This is a genomic window from Halanaerobium saccharolyticum, assembly GCF_004362045.1.
Taxonomy (GTDB): domain Bacteria; phylum Bacillota; class Halanaerobiia; order Halanaerobiales; family Halanaerobiaceae; genus Halanaerobium; species Halanaerobium saccharolyticum_C.
In genome coordinates, this window is sequence record NZ_SNWX01000015.1 from 32,060 (window position 1) to 48,645 (window position 16,586).

Genomic DNA, 16,586 nt, shown 5'->3' on the forward strand with positions numbered 1-16,586 from the left:
ACTGTTATTATTAAAGAAATGAATATTTTTTAGAGTGTAACTGTTAAATCAGGCATAATCTAGGAAGGGATAACTTTAATCGATTGGGCAAAGGCTATCTTTTTCTGGATTTTTTAGTCTATTATTACAGCCACTTAACTTGCCGGGGATTTGTAGTTTTTGAGGAGGCTTTTATGGCTGCAGCTGAGAAATATATTATCAAAAAGATATTTAATAATAATGTTATTCTGGCAGAAGAAATTTCTTCTAAAAGCGAATTGATTTTTATAGGGAAAGGGATTGGCTTTTCCCGAAAAAATGGAGATCAGATAAGCAAATCCGAGCTTAATATTGACAAAGAATTTGCACCAATCAAAGGTGAAAAGAGAGAAAATTATATTCAACTTTTAGAAGAAGTTGACAGTAAAATAATTGGAATAACTGAAGAAATAATTGCTATGGCCAGTGAGGAATTAAATGAAGAATTAGATCAGCATATTAGAATTGGTCTGGCTGACCATATAGCTTTTTCACTAAAAAGAATAAAAGATGGGATAGAGGTAGCTAATCCTTTTTTAGCAGAAACTAGAACCCTTTATAATGAAGAATATAATGTGGCAGAAAAAGCGGTTCAAATGATTTCGGATAGATTCGATTTAGATATTCCAGAAAGTGAAGTTGGTTTTATAACCCTGCATATTCATGGAGCCAGGAATGAAAGAGGAATTTCTAAAACTTTAAAAAATACCTCTTTAATTAAAGAGCTGGTAACTAAGGTGGAAACAGAACTTGGTAAGAAATTGGCTTATGAAAGTTTGAACTATGCTCGTTTAGTTAACCATCTGCGTTTTGCTCTGGAGAGGATAGAGACGGGAGCTTCAAATCCGAATCCTCTTTTAGAAAATATTAAGGAAAATTTTGATTTTTCCTTTAAACTTGCAGAAAAACTTGCTATAATAATAGAGGAAAAATTTGATTATCAGGTGCCAGAATCTGAAAAGGGTTATTTAGCTCTGCATCTGCACAGATTAAAAAGAGATCTTGAAACATAGAATTTAATATTAAATTTATAATTTAGCGTGTTACTGTTAGATCAGGCAAAAGCTGATTAGATAGGAGAGTTTAGTTTTAGACTCTACTCTATCTGGTCAGCTTTTTTGCTTTTATATATATTATATCTATAATCAGGATAAATTTAAAAGGAGGATTTTTTAATGAAAGGATTTAAAAATTTACAGAAAATAGGTAGAGCGTTAATGACCCCTGTTTCAGTTTTGCCTGCTGCCGGTATTTTAGTGGCTGTTGGTAGATTGCTGCAGGAACAGAGTGGTCTTGTTGTTGATGTTGGTCAGGTAATGTTTAATAGTGGAATTGCTATTTTTGAACAATTACCGTTGATTTTTGCTCTTGGTGTCTCAATCGGTTTTGCAGGAGATGCTGTTGCAGCTCTCGCTGCTGGAGTTGGATTCGTCATTTTCTCTAAAGTACTTGAAGTTATGGCAGGTATAATTAATATTTCAGAAAAAACAGGTGGAAGTATTGAGTCAATTAACACTGGTGTTTTTGGTGGTATTGTAATCGGAATTATTGCAGCCCAGATGTATAAAAAATTTCATAGTACTGAGCTGCCGCCGTATTTAGGATTCTTTGCTGGTAAAAGACTGGTACCAATTGTGACTGCAGTTGGAGCAGTGGCAGCTGGTGTATCTTTATCATTTATCTGGCCGCCAATTCAGATTCAGATTAATCAATTTGCTCGTTTTGCGATGAACTCTCCCATTGGTCCAGCACTTTATGCTGCAGGTAAAAGAGCTTTAATACCTGTTGGATTACATCATGTTTATTATCCACCATTTTTATATGAATTTGGACGTTTTACTACAGAAGCAGGTCAGGTTTTAAGAGGAGAAACAGCCAGATTTTTTGCTGGTGATCCGACTGCTGGACGTTTTATGGCTGCAGAATATCCTATAATGTTATTTGCTCTTCCAGCAGCCTGTCTGGCAATGTATTTGAGAGCTAAAAACAAAGTTAAAGTTGCTGGTATGTTATCAACTGCTGCTTTAACTTCATTTTTAACAGGTATCACCGAACCAATTGAATTTTTATTCATTTTTGTAGCTCCACCACTTTATTTATTTCATGTAGCCGGTGCTTTTATTTCTGGACTTTTAACAAATTACTTTAATATTAGAATTGGGTATACTTTTTCAGCCAGTGCTATTGACTATGTCTTAAGTCTTTCCAATCTGGGCAGCCCCTGGATGTTCTGGCTGGTTGTGGGACCAATAATGGCAGTTTTATATTTTGTAGTTTTTTATGTTACAATCCCACTTTTTGATTTTAAAACCCCCGGTCGTGGAAGTGATGCAGTAGTAACTGAAGAAACCGAAACCTTTGACAAAGATAAAAGAGCGGAAAATGTTCTTGCTGCTCTGGGTGGAAGTGAAAACTTAGAAAGTGTAGATGCCTGTATTACAAGGTTAAGACTGGAAGTGGTTGATAATAGTCAGGTTGAGGAAGAAGAATTGAAAAAATTAGGTGCCTCTGGAGTTATGAAATCTGGAAGCAGTGTTCAGGTAGTATTTGGACCGGAATCTGATGCTTTAAAAGATAAGATTAAAAATATAATGTAGTAGAGATATATCCCTGATTTATATGTTCTGCTGTAAAAACAAAAGAAAATGTATTATAATAAATAAAAGGAGGCGGTTTGATGTTTAATATATTTAAGAAAAAAGAAGAATATTTAGCAGCACCATTTGCAGGAGAAGTTACTGAACTGCAGTATGTACCGGATGATGCTTTTGCTCAAAAAATGCTGGGGGATGGCTTTGCTATAACTCCAGAAGAAAATGTTGTCAAAGCCCCCTGTGCTGGCGAAATAGTACAGATCTTTTCTACCGGCCACGCGGTGGGGATTAAAACTAAAAAAGGTTTAGAGGTTCTGGTGCATATCGGGATAGATACAGTTAAATTAGACGGCGAAGGCTTTGAAAAACTAGTAAAAAATGGTGATAAAGTAGAAGTTGGAACTCCACTGGTTGAGGTGGATTTAGACTTTATTGAAGAAAATGCACCTTCAATAACTACTCCAGTTATTATCACCAATATGGAAAAGGTAAAAAGTATGGAAATTCTTAAAAAAGAAAGAGTCAAGGCAGGAACTAAAGTTTTAAAGGTAGAACTGGCTTAATCAGTTCAAATAAATTAATATTAGACTTAGAAATGGGGGATGGCTGTTGATGCTTACAGTTATTCCCCTTTTTATCTTTAATTAAATTTGATATAATAAGTTAAAGTGACTTTATTCTTATTCAGGGACAGGATGATTTGATAATGAAATTTAAAAGAATTGTAGTTAAAGTCGGCAGCAGTACTTTAAGCAATCAAAATGGTAAACTTAACTTTTCTCAAATTGATGCTTTAAGCAGACAGCTTGTCGATCTCGAAAATCAGGGAAGAGAAATTATTCTTGTTAGTTCAGGGGCTGTTGCAGCTGGTATGGGCGAACTTGGTTATGCCAAAAGGCCAACTTCTATTCCCGAGCAGCAGGCCTGTGCAGCAGTTGGACAGGGTCTTTTAATTGGGATATACAACAAATTTTTTAGAGAATATGGGGCTAAATGTGCCCAAATTTTACTGACCTCAAGTGATTTAGAAAATAGAAATCGCTATTTAAATGCATTTAATACTTTAAAAACTTTAATTGATCATGGAGTAATCCCGGTTATTAATGAAAATGATACAGTTGTTACCAATGAGATAAAAGTCGGTGATAATGACACTCTGGCAGCTAGAGTTGCCGGTCTGGTAGAAGCGGATTTACTGGTTAATCTCTCAGATGTGGACGGGCTATATAATTCTAATCCAGATCTGGAAAATGAGAACGCAAAACTAATTTCTAAGGTGGAAAATATTACAGCTGAAATAGAAAAGATGGCCGGTGGTAAGGGCAGCCGGGTCGGGACCGGTGGTATGGAAACTAAAATTGAAGCTGCAAAAATTGCTGTCAATTCTGGTGTTGTAATGATTATTGGTCCTGGAAAAGAAAAAAATTCACTCTTAAAAATAGTGGAAATGGCTGAAAATGATAAATTTGATCTGGGAACCACCTTTTTAACAGCTAAAGAAAGACTTTCTAAAAGAAAGCAGTGGTTGAACTTTAATCTGCCACCTATGGGAAAAGTAGTAGTTGATCAGGGAGCAGCAGAGGCTCTGCTAAAAAGAGGTAAGAGTTTACTTCCGGGTGGAATTGTTGAAGTTAAAGGAGATTTTAATAGTGGTGATCCGGTTACTATTAGTAATGGTCGGGTGACGATTGGAAAAGGAATTGTTAATTACAGTTCTGAGGAAATAGAAAAAATTAAAGGTGCTCATTCAAATGAGATAGATAAAATTCTTGGATATTTTAATAAAAGTGAGGTTATCCACAGAGATAATATGGTTATAGGAGGAGATAATAATGAGTATTAGAGAAGAGTTAATTTCACAGGCAGATTCAGCAAAAAAGGCAGCTCGCAAACTGGCAAAGGCAGGGACTAATGAAAAAAATAAGGCCCTGAATTTAATTGCAGATAAGCTGCTGGAAAGACAGGAAGAAATTTTAGAAATCAACGAAAAAGATATGCAGAAGGGTAGAGATAATGACCTGAGTCGGGCCCTGCTTGATCGACTTAAGCTGACAGAGTCCAGAATTGAAGGTATGGCTCAGGGGTTGAGAGAGGTTGCTGGCCAGGAGGATCCAATTGGAGAAGTACCTCAAATGTGGAAAAGACCAAATGGACTCCAGATCGGGAAAATTAGAGTTCCACTTGGTGTTATCGGGATTATTTATGAAGCTCGACCTAATGTAACTGTCGATGTAGCGGGACTCTGTTTAAAATCTGGAAATACTGTTATTCTGCGTGGTGGCTCGAATGCATTCAATTCCAATCAAATCTTAACTAATATTATTCAGGATGGTCTGCTGGAGGCCGGACTACCCAGAGAAGCAGTACAGCTAATTGCTACCACTGACCGGAAGGCGGTAGATATCTTATTTACTTTAAATGACTATTTAGATGTTTTAATCCCCCGGGGTGGAGCTGGTCTGATTCAAAAGGTAGTGAACGAATCCAAGGTGCCCGTAATTGAAACAGGAGTTGGAAATTGTCATGTTTATGTAAATAAAGATGCAGATCTAACAAAAGCTAAAAAGATTGTCTTTAATGCAAAATATTCTCGCCCTGCAGTCTGTAATGCGGCGGAAAGCCTGCTGGTTGATCAGGAAGTTGCTGAGGAATTTTTACCTGAGATGGCCCGGATTTTTGCAGAAAGTAATGTTGAATTAAGGGGTTGTGAACGCACTAAAAAAATTGTTCCTAAAGTAAAAGAAGCTGCAGAAGAAGATTATGCAGCTGAATATCTGGATTATATTATGTCTGTAAAAGTTGTAGATAATTATGAGGAAGCTGTAGAGCATATTTATCAATATGGGACCAAACATTCGGAAGCTATAGTTACTGAAAATTATACTACTGCCCGTGCTTTTCTGGATGATATTGATGCAGCAGCAGTTTATGTAAATGCTTCCACTCGGTTTACCGATGGCGGCCAGTTTGGTCTGGGAGCTGAGACAGGAATTAGCACCCAGAAGCTGCATGCTAGAGGTCCAATGGGACTTAAAGAATTAACGACGACAAAATATATAATTATGGGTGATGGTCAGATTCGCGAGTAAGCTGGAGGAGGACTTTGAGATGAAATTAGCAATTATTGGTCTGGGCAATATGGGTCAGGCCATTATAAGTGGAATTTTAAAGCAGAACATAATTACACCTGAAAATATAATAGCAGCCGATAGAAAATTCTCTGATCCAGATTTTAAACTTCAGGATCAATTTTCGGGAATAGAAATTACAGAGGATAATCAGCAGGCAGTTCAGAAAGCTGATTACATTATTCTGGCAGTTAAACCACAGATAATTAAATTTGTACTGGAAGATATCAAAAAAGATGCCGCCTCAAAAGTTATTATTTCAATTGCAGCAGGAGTTAAAACAGATATGTTGGCTCAGTATTTCGGCTCAAATGCCAGAATAATAAGAGTTATGCCCAATACTCCGGCTTTAGTGTCTCAGGGGATGAGCGCACTTTATTATTCTCCGTCTGTTGAGGCAGACGAAAAAGCATTTGTAGAAAAAATATTCAGAGCCCTGGGGAAAACAGCAGAGGTTAAGGAAGATGAAATGGATGCAGTCACTGGTCTCAGTGGTAGTGGGCCTGCTTATGTTTATCTTTTTATAGAAGCTTTAGCTGATGCAGGGGTTTTAAATGGTCTTGATCGACAAACTGCCCTGAAGCTGGCTGCCCAGACAGTTAAAGGTGGTGCTGAGATGGTTTTAACTACCGGCAGACACCCGGGAGAATTAAAGGATATGGTCTGTTCTCCGGCAGGGACTACAATTGCTGGAGTTGCTGAGCTGGAGGAGAATGCATTCCGTTCAGCTGTAATTAAGGCCGTTAAAACAGCAGTTGAACGATCTGAGGAGCTGGGGAAATAAATGGATAGCAGTTATTCGATAATTACTGAATCACCTGCTGAGACTAAAGATTTTGGCAGAAAACTGGCAGAATTAATTGAAAACCCCGCTCTAATCTTACTTAAGGGTGATCTGGGTACAGGAAAAACCTTAATTATTAAAGCTGCCGTCTCTGCTCTGGGTTATCAAGGGGATGTTACCAGTCCTACTTTTAATCTGGTTCAGGAATATCAGGCTGAAATCGAGATTATTCATATGGATCTTTACCGTCTTGATAGCAGTGACGAATTATTAGAAATTGGTTTTAAAGATTATTTAAATAGAGATGCAGTGATTTTTATTGAATGGCCGGAACTTGCTCTACCTCTAATTCCGGCTGATTTTATTTTTATTAATCTAGATAAAATTTCTGCTGAACAGAGAAGAATTACTGTTCGGGGAGAAGGAGAACAGAGCAGATTGTTAATAGAAAGGTTGAATAAAGAATGTTAATTTTGGGAATTGATACCTCTACAGATATTTTAGGACTGGCTTTAATGGAATCTGGTCAGCTTAAAGGAGAATATAATTTAAGTTTAAAAAGGCAGCACAGCGAAAAACTGCTACCTTTAATAGAAGAAATTTTTGAGCTCTTAGGTTTTGAAGCTGGAAATCTTGATGGGATAGCGGTAGCTGTTGGGCCCGGGTCTTTTACCGGTTTGCGGATTGGAATTACCACAGCTAAAATGCTGGGGAGGATATTTTCGATTCCGGTTAAAGGAATCTCTACTCTAGAGATTTTGGCAGCCGGAGCTGAGGGAAATTACCTCTTACCTCTGCTTGATGCCAGACGAAAAAGAGTTTATTATTCCTTTTTTCAGCGAATGGAAAACGAGCTTTTCTTAAAAGCAATAAATAAGGCAGCAAGTGCTGGTATTTCAGAACTTCCGGAGATTTTAAGTAAATACCAGGATCAAGAAATTTCAATTATTGGTGAAAAGACTGCTGAAGTTAAAGAAGTTTTAGCAAAAAATAATTTTAGAGTCAGGGTTTTCAGGGCCGAAAAAAATCATCCCCGGGCAGCAGTTTTGGCCAGATTGGGAGAGGACTATCTTAAATCTGGTCAGGCTGATGATATTTATCAGCTAAAACCTGCTTACCTTAAAATACCTCAGGCAGAAATTAACTGGCAGCAGAAATACGGCAGCAAATAATATGGGAGTGGAAAAAGTGAGTTATAAAGATAAAATAAAAGATAAAGATCAGGATATTTATATACTGGCTCTGGAGAGTTCCTGTGATGAGACAGCAGCTTCAGTCAATAAAAATGGGCTGGAGATATTATCTAATGTTGTTTCTTCTCAGGTTGACTTACATAAAAAATTTGGAGGTGTAGTCCCGGAAATTGCTTCCCGCAAACATCTGGAACTGCTGCTGCCGGTAATTGATCAGGCTCTGGCAGAGGCAGGAGTTGAATTTGAGGATTTAGATGCAGTTGCCTCCACTTATGGCCCGGGACTGGTTGGTGGACTTTTAGTGACACTGACTGCAGCCAAGACTATTTCTCTGGCTTTAAATATACCCTTAATTGGTGTCAATCATATTGCCGGGCATATTTATGCTAATTTTATTGCCAACCCTGAGATAGAAAAGCCTCTGATCTGTCTCACGATTTCCGGAGGTCATACAGATTTATTATATTTTGAAGATTTAAGAGGTTATCAGATTCTGGGACGCACTATTGACGATGCTGCAGGTGAGGCCTTTGATAAGATTTCTCGTTTTCTGGGACTGGGTTATCCTGGTGGTCCGGCCATAGAAAAAGCAGCCCGTTCTGGAGATAGAGATGCTATTGATTTTCCCAGAGCTGATTTAGGTGACAGTTATGATTTCAGCTTCAGCGGTTTAAAAACAGCTGTAATGAATCATGTTCACAATGAAGAACAGCGGGGAAATGAGATTGATCAGAATGATCTGGCTGCCAGTTTTCAGGAAGCAGTTGTCGACAGTCTGGCTTCAAATTTGATTAAAGCTGTTAGAGAATATAAAGTTGAGAGTGTTGTGATTTCAGGAGGAGTAGCGGCCAACCAGCGGCTCCGGGAAGTAATAGCTGAAAGACTTAAAGAGCATAACTTAGAGCTGTATTATCCTCCCTTAGAACTCTGTACTGACAATGCAGCTATGATTGGAGCAGTTGCATATTATCAGTATCTAGAGCAGGATTTTGCACCTTTAAGTATTAGTGCTGATCCATCCTTAAAATTGTAGGTGATTAAATTGAAAACCAGTCGAAGCAGAGAAGAAATACTTTTTAAAACAGTTAAAGAAGATAATATTCTGCCTATAACTTCAATCTGTAAGTTAAACTGCATTTTCTGCAGCCACAAAAACAACCCGCCTCAGGTAGAAACTTACAGTTTTGGCCATCTAGATCTGGATTTAATTAAAACAATGATTGAATTTTTAGATCCAGAACAGCCGGTTTTTATCGGAGAATCAGCCAGCAAGATTATAGAGGGAGAGCCCTTCGTTCATCCTGATATTTATCAGATTCTCAAATATTTACGGCAGCGCTGGCCGGAGATTGAAATCAAAATTACTACAAGCGGCTCATTTTTGGAACTGAACCAAATAGAAAGATTAAAGTCTTTAAATCCTTTAGAATTGAATATTTCTTTAAATGCCCCCGCTCCTGAGGAACGGGTTTTTTTAATGAATGATTCCCGGCCGGATAATGTTTTTAAAGTAATTACCAGGTTAAGAGAATTCAATATTGATTTTGAAGCCAGTATTGTTTCGATGCATCAGCTGCAGGGTTTTGAATATTTAAGCAGAACATTTGATTTTTTAGAAAATTACTCTCCCAAAAGTCTAAGAGTTTTAATGGCTGGATTTAGCAGTTATGCAGCAGAAAATTTAATTATTGATCAGGATGAATATTATAAACTGGCTCAATTTATTACTAAAATAAAAGGCAAATATTCTTATCCGATTATTATTGAGCCCCAGCAGATTTCTTCTCTTCAGGCAGAAGTTAATGCTGTGATATCCAATTCACCTGCAGCGGCTGCAGGATTAAAGGAGAGAGACATAATTACTCAAGTTAATCAAGAGCAAGTTGAAAGCAGAGTAGATGCTTTTTATAAAGTTAAGTCTGCTGCAAATCCTGAAATAGAATTTTTAAGAGAAAATAAAAGTATGTCAACAATTATCTCTAAAGGAAAGAAACAAAGTTCAGGGCTAATAATGTCTTATGATTTAAGTCTGGAACAAAAAAGAAAATTGAAAGCTTATGCGGAAGCAGGTAAAAAAGAACAAAATGATCATTTAACTGTAATCCTTTGTTCACAGCTGGCCTATGTTTTTTTAAAAGAATTTCTACAATCTTATCTAAATTCAGCTCAGAATTTAAAACTGCTGCAGACAGAAAATCAGTTTTTTGGAGGCTCAATTATGGCTGCTGGATTATTAACAAATCTGGATTTAATCAAATCTTTAGCTGAGTTCGATAAAAAAATTGAGCGTATCATTTTACCTGAGATAATTTTTGATTATTATGGTAATGATCTCCTGGGGAACCATTACAGTCAACTAGAAGAACAATTTGGAGCAGAAGTTATATTGATTTAATAATATTAAAAAACATGATTGCAGTCCATTAGAAAAATATTTAATGTTATTTAAAGAATCAGAGACTTAATTAATTCTAAGAACATTTATAAGCCTTAGAGGAACAATAATAGCTTTTTAAAGAGTTTGATTTTCCTTTCTGTCTTAGATATTATATTTACAGTGCTTATTAGCACTCGACTCAAATGAGTGCTAATTACTATAAAAGAATATTATATTAGAAGGGGGTTATTTTTAAATGAGTATTAAACCGCTAAATGACAGAGTTGTAGTAAAACATGTAGAAAAAGATGAAGGTGAAGAAAAAACTAAGGGAGGAATTGTACTTCCTGACACAGCAAAAAAAGATGAAAAACCACAGCAGGCAGAAATTATTGCTGTAGGCAAAAATATTGCTCCAGAAGGCGAAGAAGCAGAAGTAGCTGTAGGAGACACAGTAGTCTTTGACAAATATGCTGGAACAAAGGTAGAAGTTGATTCGGAAGAATATATTATTCTTTCAATTGAAGATGTTTTAGCAGTTATTGACTAGCAGCTGATAGATTTAGAATGCTAGTTTATTTTACTGTTAAATATATCTGAACATTAAATTTTAATTTTTTACTTAAAAAGTCAGTTTTAACTATACAGGAGGGTTTTAGATGCCAAAACAATTAAAGTTCGGTGAAGATGCACGCCGCAAGTTAGAAAGCGGAGTTTCTCGTTTAGCAAATGCAGTAAAGGTAACTCTTGGTCCTAAAGGACGTAATGTACTTTTAGAAAAGAGCTTTGGTGCTCCCACAATTACTAATGATGGAGTAAGTATTGCCAAAGAAATAGAACTTAAAGATCGTTATGAAAATATGGGTGCCCAGGCAGTAAAAGAGGTGGCCACTAAAACTAATGATGTTGCTGGTGATGGTACAACTACTGCAACAGTATTAGCAGAAGCTATTTTAAAAGAAGGATTTAAAAATGTAGCAGCTGGTGCCAATCCAATGCTTCTAAAAAGAGGTATTCAAAAAGCAGTAGAAAAATTAACTGAAGAGATTGCTTCAGTTTCTAAACCAGTTGAAGGAAAAGAATCTGTTTCTCAGATTGCTTCTATTTCTGCAGGAAATGATGATGAAGTGGGTAACTTAATTGCAGAAGCAATGGAAAAAGTTGGCCAGGACGGAGTTATTTCAGTAGAAGAATCAAAAAGTATGGGAACTTCTTTAGAAGTTGTTGAAGGTATGCAGTTTGACCGCGGATACCTATCACCATATATGGTAACTGATACTGATACAATGGAAGCTTCTCTTGAAGATCCATATATTTTAATTACAGATAAGAAAATCTCCAGTATTCAGGATATTTTACCATTATTAGAGCAGGTTGCTCAGTCTGGTAAAAGCTTAATGATTATTTCCGAAGAAGTTGAAGGTGAAGCTCTAGCTACATTAGTAGTCAACAAGATTCGCGGAACCTTTAACTGTGTTGCTGTTAAAGCACCTGGATTTGGTGACCGCCGTAAAGCAATGCTAGAAGATATTGCAGTTTTAACTGGTGGTACTCTAATCACTGAAGATCTGGGCTTAAAGCTTGAAAATGCAAGCATTAATGATTTAGGTCAGGCTCATAAAGTGACTATTACTAAAGATGATACAACAATTGTTGAAGGTAATGGAGATAAAGAGAAAATTAAGGATAGAATTTCTCAGTTAAGAAAGCAGATTGAGACTACTACTTCTGATTTCGATAGAGAAAAGCTTCAGGAAAGATTAGCTAAACTAGCCGGTGGAGTTGCAGTAATTCAGGTTGGTGCAGCTACAGAAACTGAGCTAAAAGAAAAACAGCATAGAATTGAGGATGCTTTATCTGCTACCAGAGCAGCTGTAGAAGAAGGTCTGGTTGCAGGTGGAGGTACAACATATCTAGAAGTTATGTCTGCTCTTGATGACCTTAATTTAGAAGGAGACGAAGGAACAGGTGTGGACATTGTCCGCAAAGCTCTGGAGGCTCCAATAAAGCAGATTGCAAATAATGCAGGACACGAAGGATCTGTTGTAGTAGAAAGAGTTAAAGAAAAAGAAGCAGGAATCGGTTTTGATGCCTTAAAAGGTGAATATGTAAACATGATTCAGGCTGGTATTATTGATCCAGCAAAAGTTACACGTTCTGCCTTGCAGAATGCTGCAAGTGCTGCTTCCATGCTCTTAACCACTGAATGCCTTGTTGCTGATAACAGTGACGATGATGATGACGGCAATGGTGGCGGAATGCCCGGTGGTATGCCCGGAGGAATGGGCGGCATGGGTGGCATGGGTGGAATGGGCGGTATGATGTAAGCCCGAACCACTCAGTCAATTAATTGTAAAATTCAGGGATGTATTCTCTTTGATCAGAGAATGCATCCTTTTTCTATTTATCAAAATAATATAACCTCAACTATGCGTAATAAAATAAAGAGTTAGAGTGACGGACTCGATGTCCTAATACTATGACGCACTCAATGTGCTAACACAAATCTATCTATTTGCTATTAACGAGAGATTTGTGCCTCGACCATGCGTAATAAAATGAAGAGTTAGTGAAAATTTTTCTGTTTTAAAAAAGGATTTTTTTAATGGACAGAGAATAAATATTAATAAGAGAAAACTATTTAGCTGTGAAAGTTTAAATTAAAGTTTTTCCTCATAATAATTCCCATAAGTAGTTGTTATCTAGATAAAATAATAATACTAATAAGTTATCTTCAAAATTACTTTGCTTTAAATTTTCACAATTTTTTGCGAAAAGAAAAGGTTTATTTTTCAAAAAATAGAGATAAAATACAGGTGGTGGTAGTAAAAAGATCAGGAGTAAAAATAGTTCATAAAAAAAGCTCTGTAGGATAAGGTGATTATATGAAGAAAAATTTTTTAGTCTATGTATTATCAGACTCTGTCGGAGAAACTGCAGAACAGGTGGCAAGAGCTGCAGCAGAACAGTATAAAGACACAGATTATGATATTAAGAAATATCCTTATGTTGAAAGCAAATCTAAAGTTGATAATATTATAGAAAATCTTAATTCAGAAAATTCAATTTTTGTCTACACTATTGTAAACAAGGAAATATCCGAATATCTGCGGCAAAAATGCGAAGAAATAGAAGTACCCTATATTGATGTGATGGCTCCCTGTCTGGATACTTTTACTAAATTTTTGAATAAGGAGCCTGTAAGAGAATCTGGAGTTATTCGCAAACTGGATGAAGATTATTTTAAAAGAGTAGAAGCGGTAGAATTTGCTGTAAAATATGATGATGGTAAGGATCCACGCGGAATTTTAAAGGCAGATATAGTTTTAATTGGAGTTTCTCGTTCCTCAAAAACTCCTTTAAGTATGTATCTTGCCCATAAAAACTACAAGGTTGTTAATATTCCGCTGGTTAAAGGTTCTAAAGTACCTGATCAATTATTTGAAGTCCCAAGAAAGAAAATTATTGGGTTGATGATTGATCCTTCTGATTTAATAGAAATTCGGAGAGAAAGGATCAGAGTTTTAGGACTTGACAACAGTGTGGATTATGTATCAGTCGAAAAGATTTATGAAGAACTGGATTATGCTGAGAGGATAATGAGAAAAATTGGCTGTCCAGTAATTGATATGACTAAAAAAGCTGTTGAAGAAGCAGCTAATCTAGTTATTGATATCATAAATGAACTTAACTAATAAAAGGAGGGGTTTTGTTGAAGAAATATGTTTATGCCTTTGAAGAAGGTAAAAAGGAAATGAAGTCACTGTTGGGTGGTAAAGGTGCTAACCTTGCTGAAATGAGTAAAATTGGACTGCCTGTACCTCCAGGATTCACACTAACTACTGAGGCCTGTATTCACTATATTGAAATTGGTGAAAAGTTAGAAGATAGCCTAAAAGAAAGTATTTTTGAACATCTGGAAGATTTAGAAGAAAAAGTAGGCAAAGAATTTGGTGATGTCAATGATCCTCTCTTAGTTTCTGTTAGATCTGGTGCTGTAATCTCTATGCCCGGTATGATGGATACAATTTTAAACTTAGGTTTAAATGATGAAAGTGTAGATGGGCTTGCTAAGAAAACTTCAAACCCACGATTTGCCTATGATAGTTACAGACGTTTGATTCAGATGTTTGGTAATGTTGTGCTGGGGATTCCCGGATATGAATTTGATAATTATCTTGAAGATAAAAAAGATGAAAAAGGTTATGATAATGATACTGATTTAACTGTTGAAGATCTAAAAGATATTATTAAAGATTTTAAAGCTTTAATTAAAAATAGAAAAGACATAGAATTTCCACAAAAACCAGAAGAACAGCTATTAATGGCTGTCAAGGCTGTATTTAGCTCCTGGGATAATAACCGTGCTATTTCTTACAGAAATCACAATGATATACCTCATGATTTAGGTACTGCAGTAAATGTACAAACTATGGTTTTTGGTAACATAGGTGAAAAATCTGGTACAGGTGTTGCCTTTACCCGTAATCCTGCTACTGGAGAAAATAAAGTATTTGGAGAATTTCTGCTTAATGCTCAGGGTGAAGATGTTGTTGCCGGAATCAGAACTCCAAAAGATATTCAGGAATTACAAAATCTGATGCCTGATGTTTATGATGAATTTATAGAAGTAACTGAAACTCTAGAACAGCATTACAAAGATATGCAGGATATTGAGTTTACTATTCAGGAGGGTGACCTCTACTTACTGCAGACCAGAACCGGTAAGAGAACTGCTGATGCAGCCGTAAATATTGCGGTTGATATGGAAGAAGAAGGGTTAATTGATAAAGAAACAGCAGTAATGAGAATAGATCCAGAAGATATCAGTCAATTATTACATCCTAACTTTAAAGAAGATGAATTAGAAAAAGCTGATCTGCTGGCTACCGGACTTGCAGCATCTCCCGGGGCAGCTACAGGTAAAATCTATTTCAATTCAGAAGATGCAGCTGAAGCTGCTGCTGATGGTGAAGATGTAATTCTGGTTCGTAAAGAAACATCTCCTGAAGATATTGAAGGTATGGTTAAATCCAATGGTATTTTAACCTCTCGTGGAGGTATGACTTCTCATGCAGCTGTTGTTGCCCGTGGTATGGGTAAATGCTGTGTTGCAGGTGCTGGAGATATTCAGGTTGATGAAAGTTCCAGACAGTTCTTTGTAGATGATCGAGTATTTAATGAAGGAGACTTTATATCCTTAAATGGAAGTACAGGTGAGGTTTATGCTGGCGTTGTAGAAACTACAGATGCTCATTTAACAGAAAACTTTAAGATGTTGATGAGATGGTCAGATAAATATCGGACAATGGGTGTTTATACAAATGCGGATACTCCTCATGATGCAGAAGTAGCACTCGATTTTGGAGCAGAGGGTATTGGTCTCTGCCGGACTGAGCACATGTTCTTTGACAGTGAAAGAATAATTTCTGTCCGGGAAATGATAGTTGCTGACAGCAAGAAAAAACGAAAGAAAGCTTTAGATAAGCTATTCCCTTATCAGAAAGAAGATTTTAAAGGAATCTTTAAAGTAATGGAGGATAAAACTGTAACTGTAAGATTATTAGATCCACCACTACATGAATTCCTGCCGCAAAATGATAGAGATATCAAAAATCTGGCTGATCAGCTGAGTGTTCCAGTAGATGATTTAAAGCGGCTTATTGGGGAATTGGAAGAAATGAACCCGATGCTCGGACACCGCGGCTGTCGTCTGGGAATTACCTATCCAGAGATTTATAAAATGCAGGTTAAAGCAATTATCTCTGCAGCTCTGGAAGTAAAAGAAGAAGAGGGCTATGATGTAAAGGCAGATATTATGATTCCTCTTGTTGGTACAGCTAAAGAGTTAGAAATATTAAGAGAAGATGCTCTGGAAGTTGCAGAAGAACTCCTGGAAAATTCCAGTGTTAAAATTAATTATAGTATAGGTACAATGATTGAGATTCCAAGAGCTGCTTTAACTGCAGATAAAGTTGCGGCTCATGCTGATTTCTTCTCTTTTGGTACAAATGATCTGACCCAGATGACTTATGGTTTCTCTCGTGATGATGCCGGTAAGTTTATCAGTAAATATTTAGATCAGGATATATTTGCTAAAGATCCTTTCCAGGTCCTAGATCAGGAAGGTGTGGGTCAGTTGGTTGAAACTGCAGTTAAACTTGGACGTCAGGAAAAACCAGATCTTAAATTAGGTATTTGCGGTGAACACGGTGGAGAGCCTTCTTCAGTTGAGTTCTGCCACAGAACAGGTTTGAATTACGTGTCCTGCTCACCTTATAGAGTGCCAATTGCACGTCTGGCTGCAGCCCAGGCTGCATTAAAAAATGATTAACTGTTAAATATGAAGCTCTGTTTATAAGCTAATAACTGCTTATAAACTTAACTCCCTCCTGTTTATCTATATATCAGGAGGGAGTTTTAAATATTTAAATCAAAAAAATATTTTATCTAGCCGCAGAACCCTTGACAAAGACAGCAAATCCACTGTAT

At 36.7% G+C, this 16,586-nt stretch carries 14 protein-coding genes; all 14 read left to right on the forward strand.

From position 1 onward, the window contains the following. Positions 1-173 precede the first annotated feature (173 nt). Positions 174-1,031 (forward strand): glucose PTS transporter transcription antiterminator GlcT, encoded by an 858-nt coding sequence (gene glcT / locus DFR79_RS09820; RefSeq protein ID WP_133515317.1) that lies wholly within the window; start codon positions 174-176, stop codon positions 1,029-1,031. A gap of 162 nt (positions 1,032-1,193) precedes the next feature. Further along, entirely contained in the window at positions 1,194-2,615 is a 1,422-nt protein-coding gene (locus DFR79_RS09825; protein ID WP_133515318.1) for a PTS transporter subunit EIIC, read from the forward strand. Between the two features lie 80 nt (positions 2,616-2,695). Beyond that, the gene (locus tag DFR79_RS09830) at positions 2,696-3,175 is read left to right on the forward strand and encodes a PTS sugar transporter subunit IIA (protein WP_133515319.1); all 480 of its coding nucleotides are present in this window, start codon (positions 2,696-2,698) and stop codon (positions 3,173-3,175) included. Positions 3,176-3,318: 143 nt separating this feature from the next. After that, entirely contained in the window at positions 3,319-4,455 is a 1,137-nt protein-coding gene (gene proB / locus DFR79_RS09835) for a glutamate 5-kinase (RefSeq protein ID WP_133515320.1), read from the forward strand. After that, the gene (locus DFR79_RS09840; protein WP_133515321.1) at positions 4,445-5,701 is read left to right on the forward strand and encodes a glutamate-5-semialdehyde dehydrogenase; all 1,257 of its coding nucleotides are present in this window, start codon (positions 4,445-4,447) and stop codon (positions 5,699-5,701) included. Before proB ends, DFR79_RS09840 begins: the two co-directional genes overlap by 11 nt. 19 nt (positions 5,702-5,720) lie before the next feature. Then, positions 5,721-6,524, forward strand: coding sequence for a pyrroline-5-carboxylate reductase (gene proC, locus DFR79_RS09845; protein WP_133515322.1), 804 nt, complete (start codon positions 5,721-5,723; stop codon positions 6,522-6,524). Then, positions 6,525-6,995 carry a tRNA (adenosine(37)-N6)-threonylcarbamoyltransferase complex ATPase subunit type 1 TsaE gene (gene tsaE, locus DFR79_RS09850; RefSeq protein ID WP_133515323.1) on the forward strand — a complete coding sequence of 157 codons (471 nt, stop codon included), beginning with the start codon at positions 6,525-6,527 and terminating at the stop codon, positions 6,993-6,995. It begins immediately after the preceding gene. After that, a complete protein-coding gene (gene tsaB, locus DFR79_RS09855) occupies positions 6,989-7,696 on the forward strand; it encodes a tRNA (adenosine(37)-N6)-threonylcarbamoyltransferase complex dimerization subunit type 1 TsaB (protein ID WP_133515324.1) in 708 nt (235 codons plus the stop codon). Before tsaE ends, tsaB begins: the two co-directional genes overlap by 7 nt. A 16-nt stretch (positions 7,697-7,712) precedes the next feature. After that, positions 7,713-8,750, forward strand: a complete 1,038-nt coding sequence (gene tsaD, locus DFR79_RS09860; protein WP_243727766.1) for a tRNA (adenosine(37)-N6)-threonylcarbamoyltransferase complex transferase subunit TsaD — start codon at positions 7,713-7,715, stop codon at positions 8,748-8,750. Further along, the gene (locus DFR79_RS09865) at positions 8,751-10,112 is read left to right on the forward strand and encodes a DUF512 domain-containing protein (RefSeq protein ID WP_243727767.1); all 1,362 of its coding nucleotides are present in this window, start codon (positions 8,751-8,753) and stop codon (positions 10,110-10,112) included. Positions 10,113-10,350: 238 nt separating this feature from the next. Then, positions 10,351-10,644, forward strand: coding sequence for a co-chaperone GroES (locus DFR79_RS09870; protein ID WP_133515326.1), 294 nt, complete (start codon positions 10,351-10,353; stop codon positions 10,642-10,644). Positions 10,645-10,753: 109 nt separating this feature from the next. Further along, complete coding sequence (gene groL, locus DFR79_RS09875; protein ID WP_133515327.1) at positions 10,754-12,421, forward strand: chaperonin GroEL; 1,668 nt, start codon at positions 10,754-10,756, stop codon at positions 12,419-12,421. Between the two features lie 558 nt (positions 12,422-12,979). Then, complete coding sequence (locus DFR79_RS09880) at positions 12,980-13,789, forward strand: pyruvate, water dikinase regulatory protein (RefSeq protein WP_133515328.1); 810 nt, start codon at positions 12,980-12,982, stop codon at positions 13,787-13,789. A gap of 14 nt (positions 13,790-13,803) precedes the next feature. Further along, positions 13,804-16,428 carry a pyruvate, phosphate dikinase gene (gene ppdK, locus DFR79_RS09885; RefSeq protein WP_166638026.1) on the forward strand — a complete coding sequence of 875 codons (2,625 nt, stop codon included), beginning with the start codon at positions 13,804-13,806 and terminating at the stop codon, positions 16,426-16,428. Positions 16,429-16,586 lie beyond the last annotated feature (158 nt).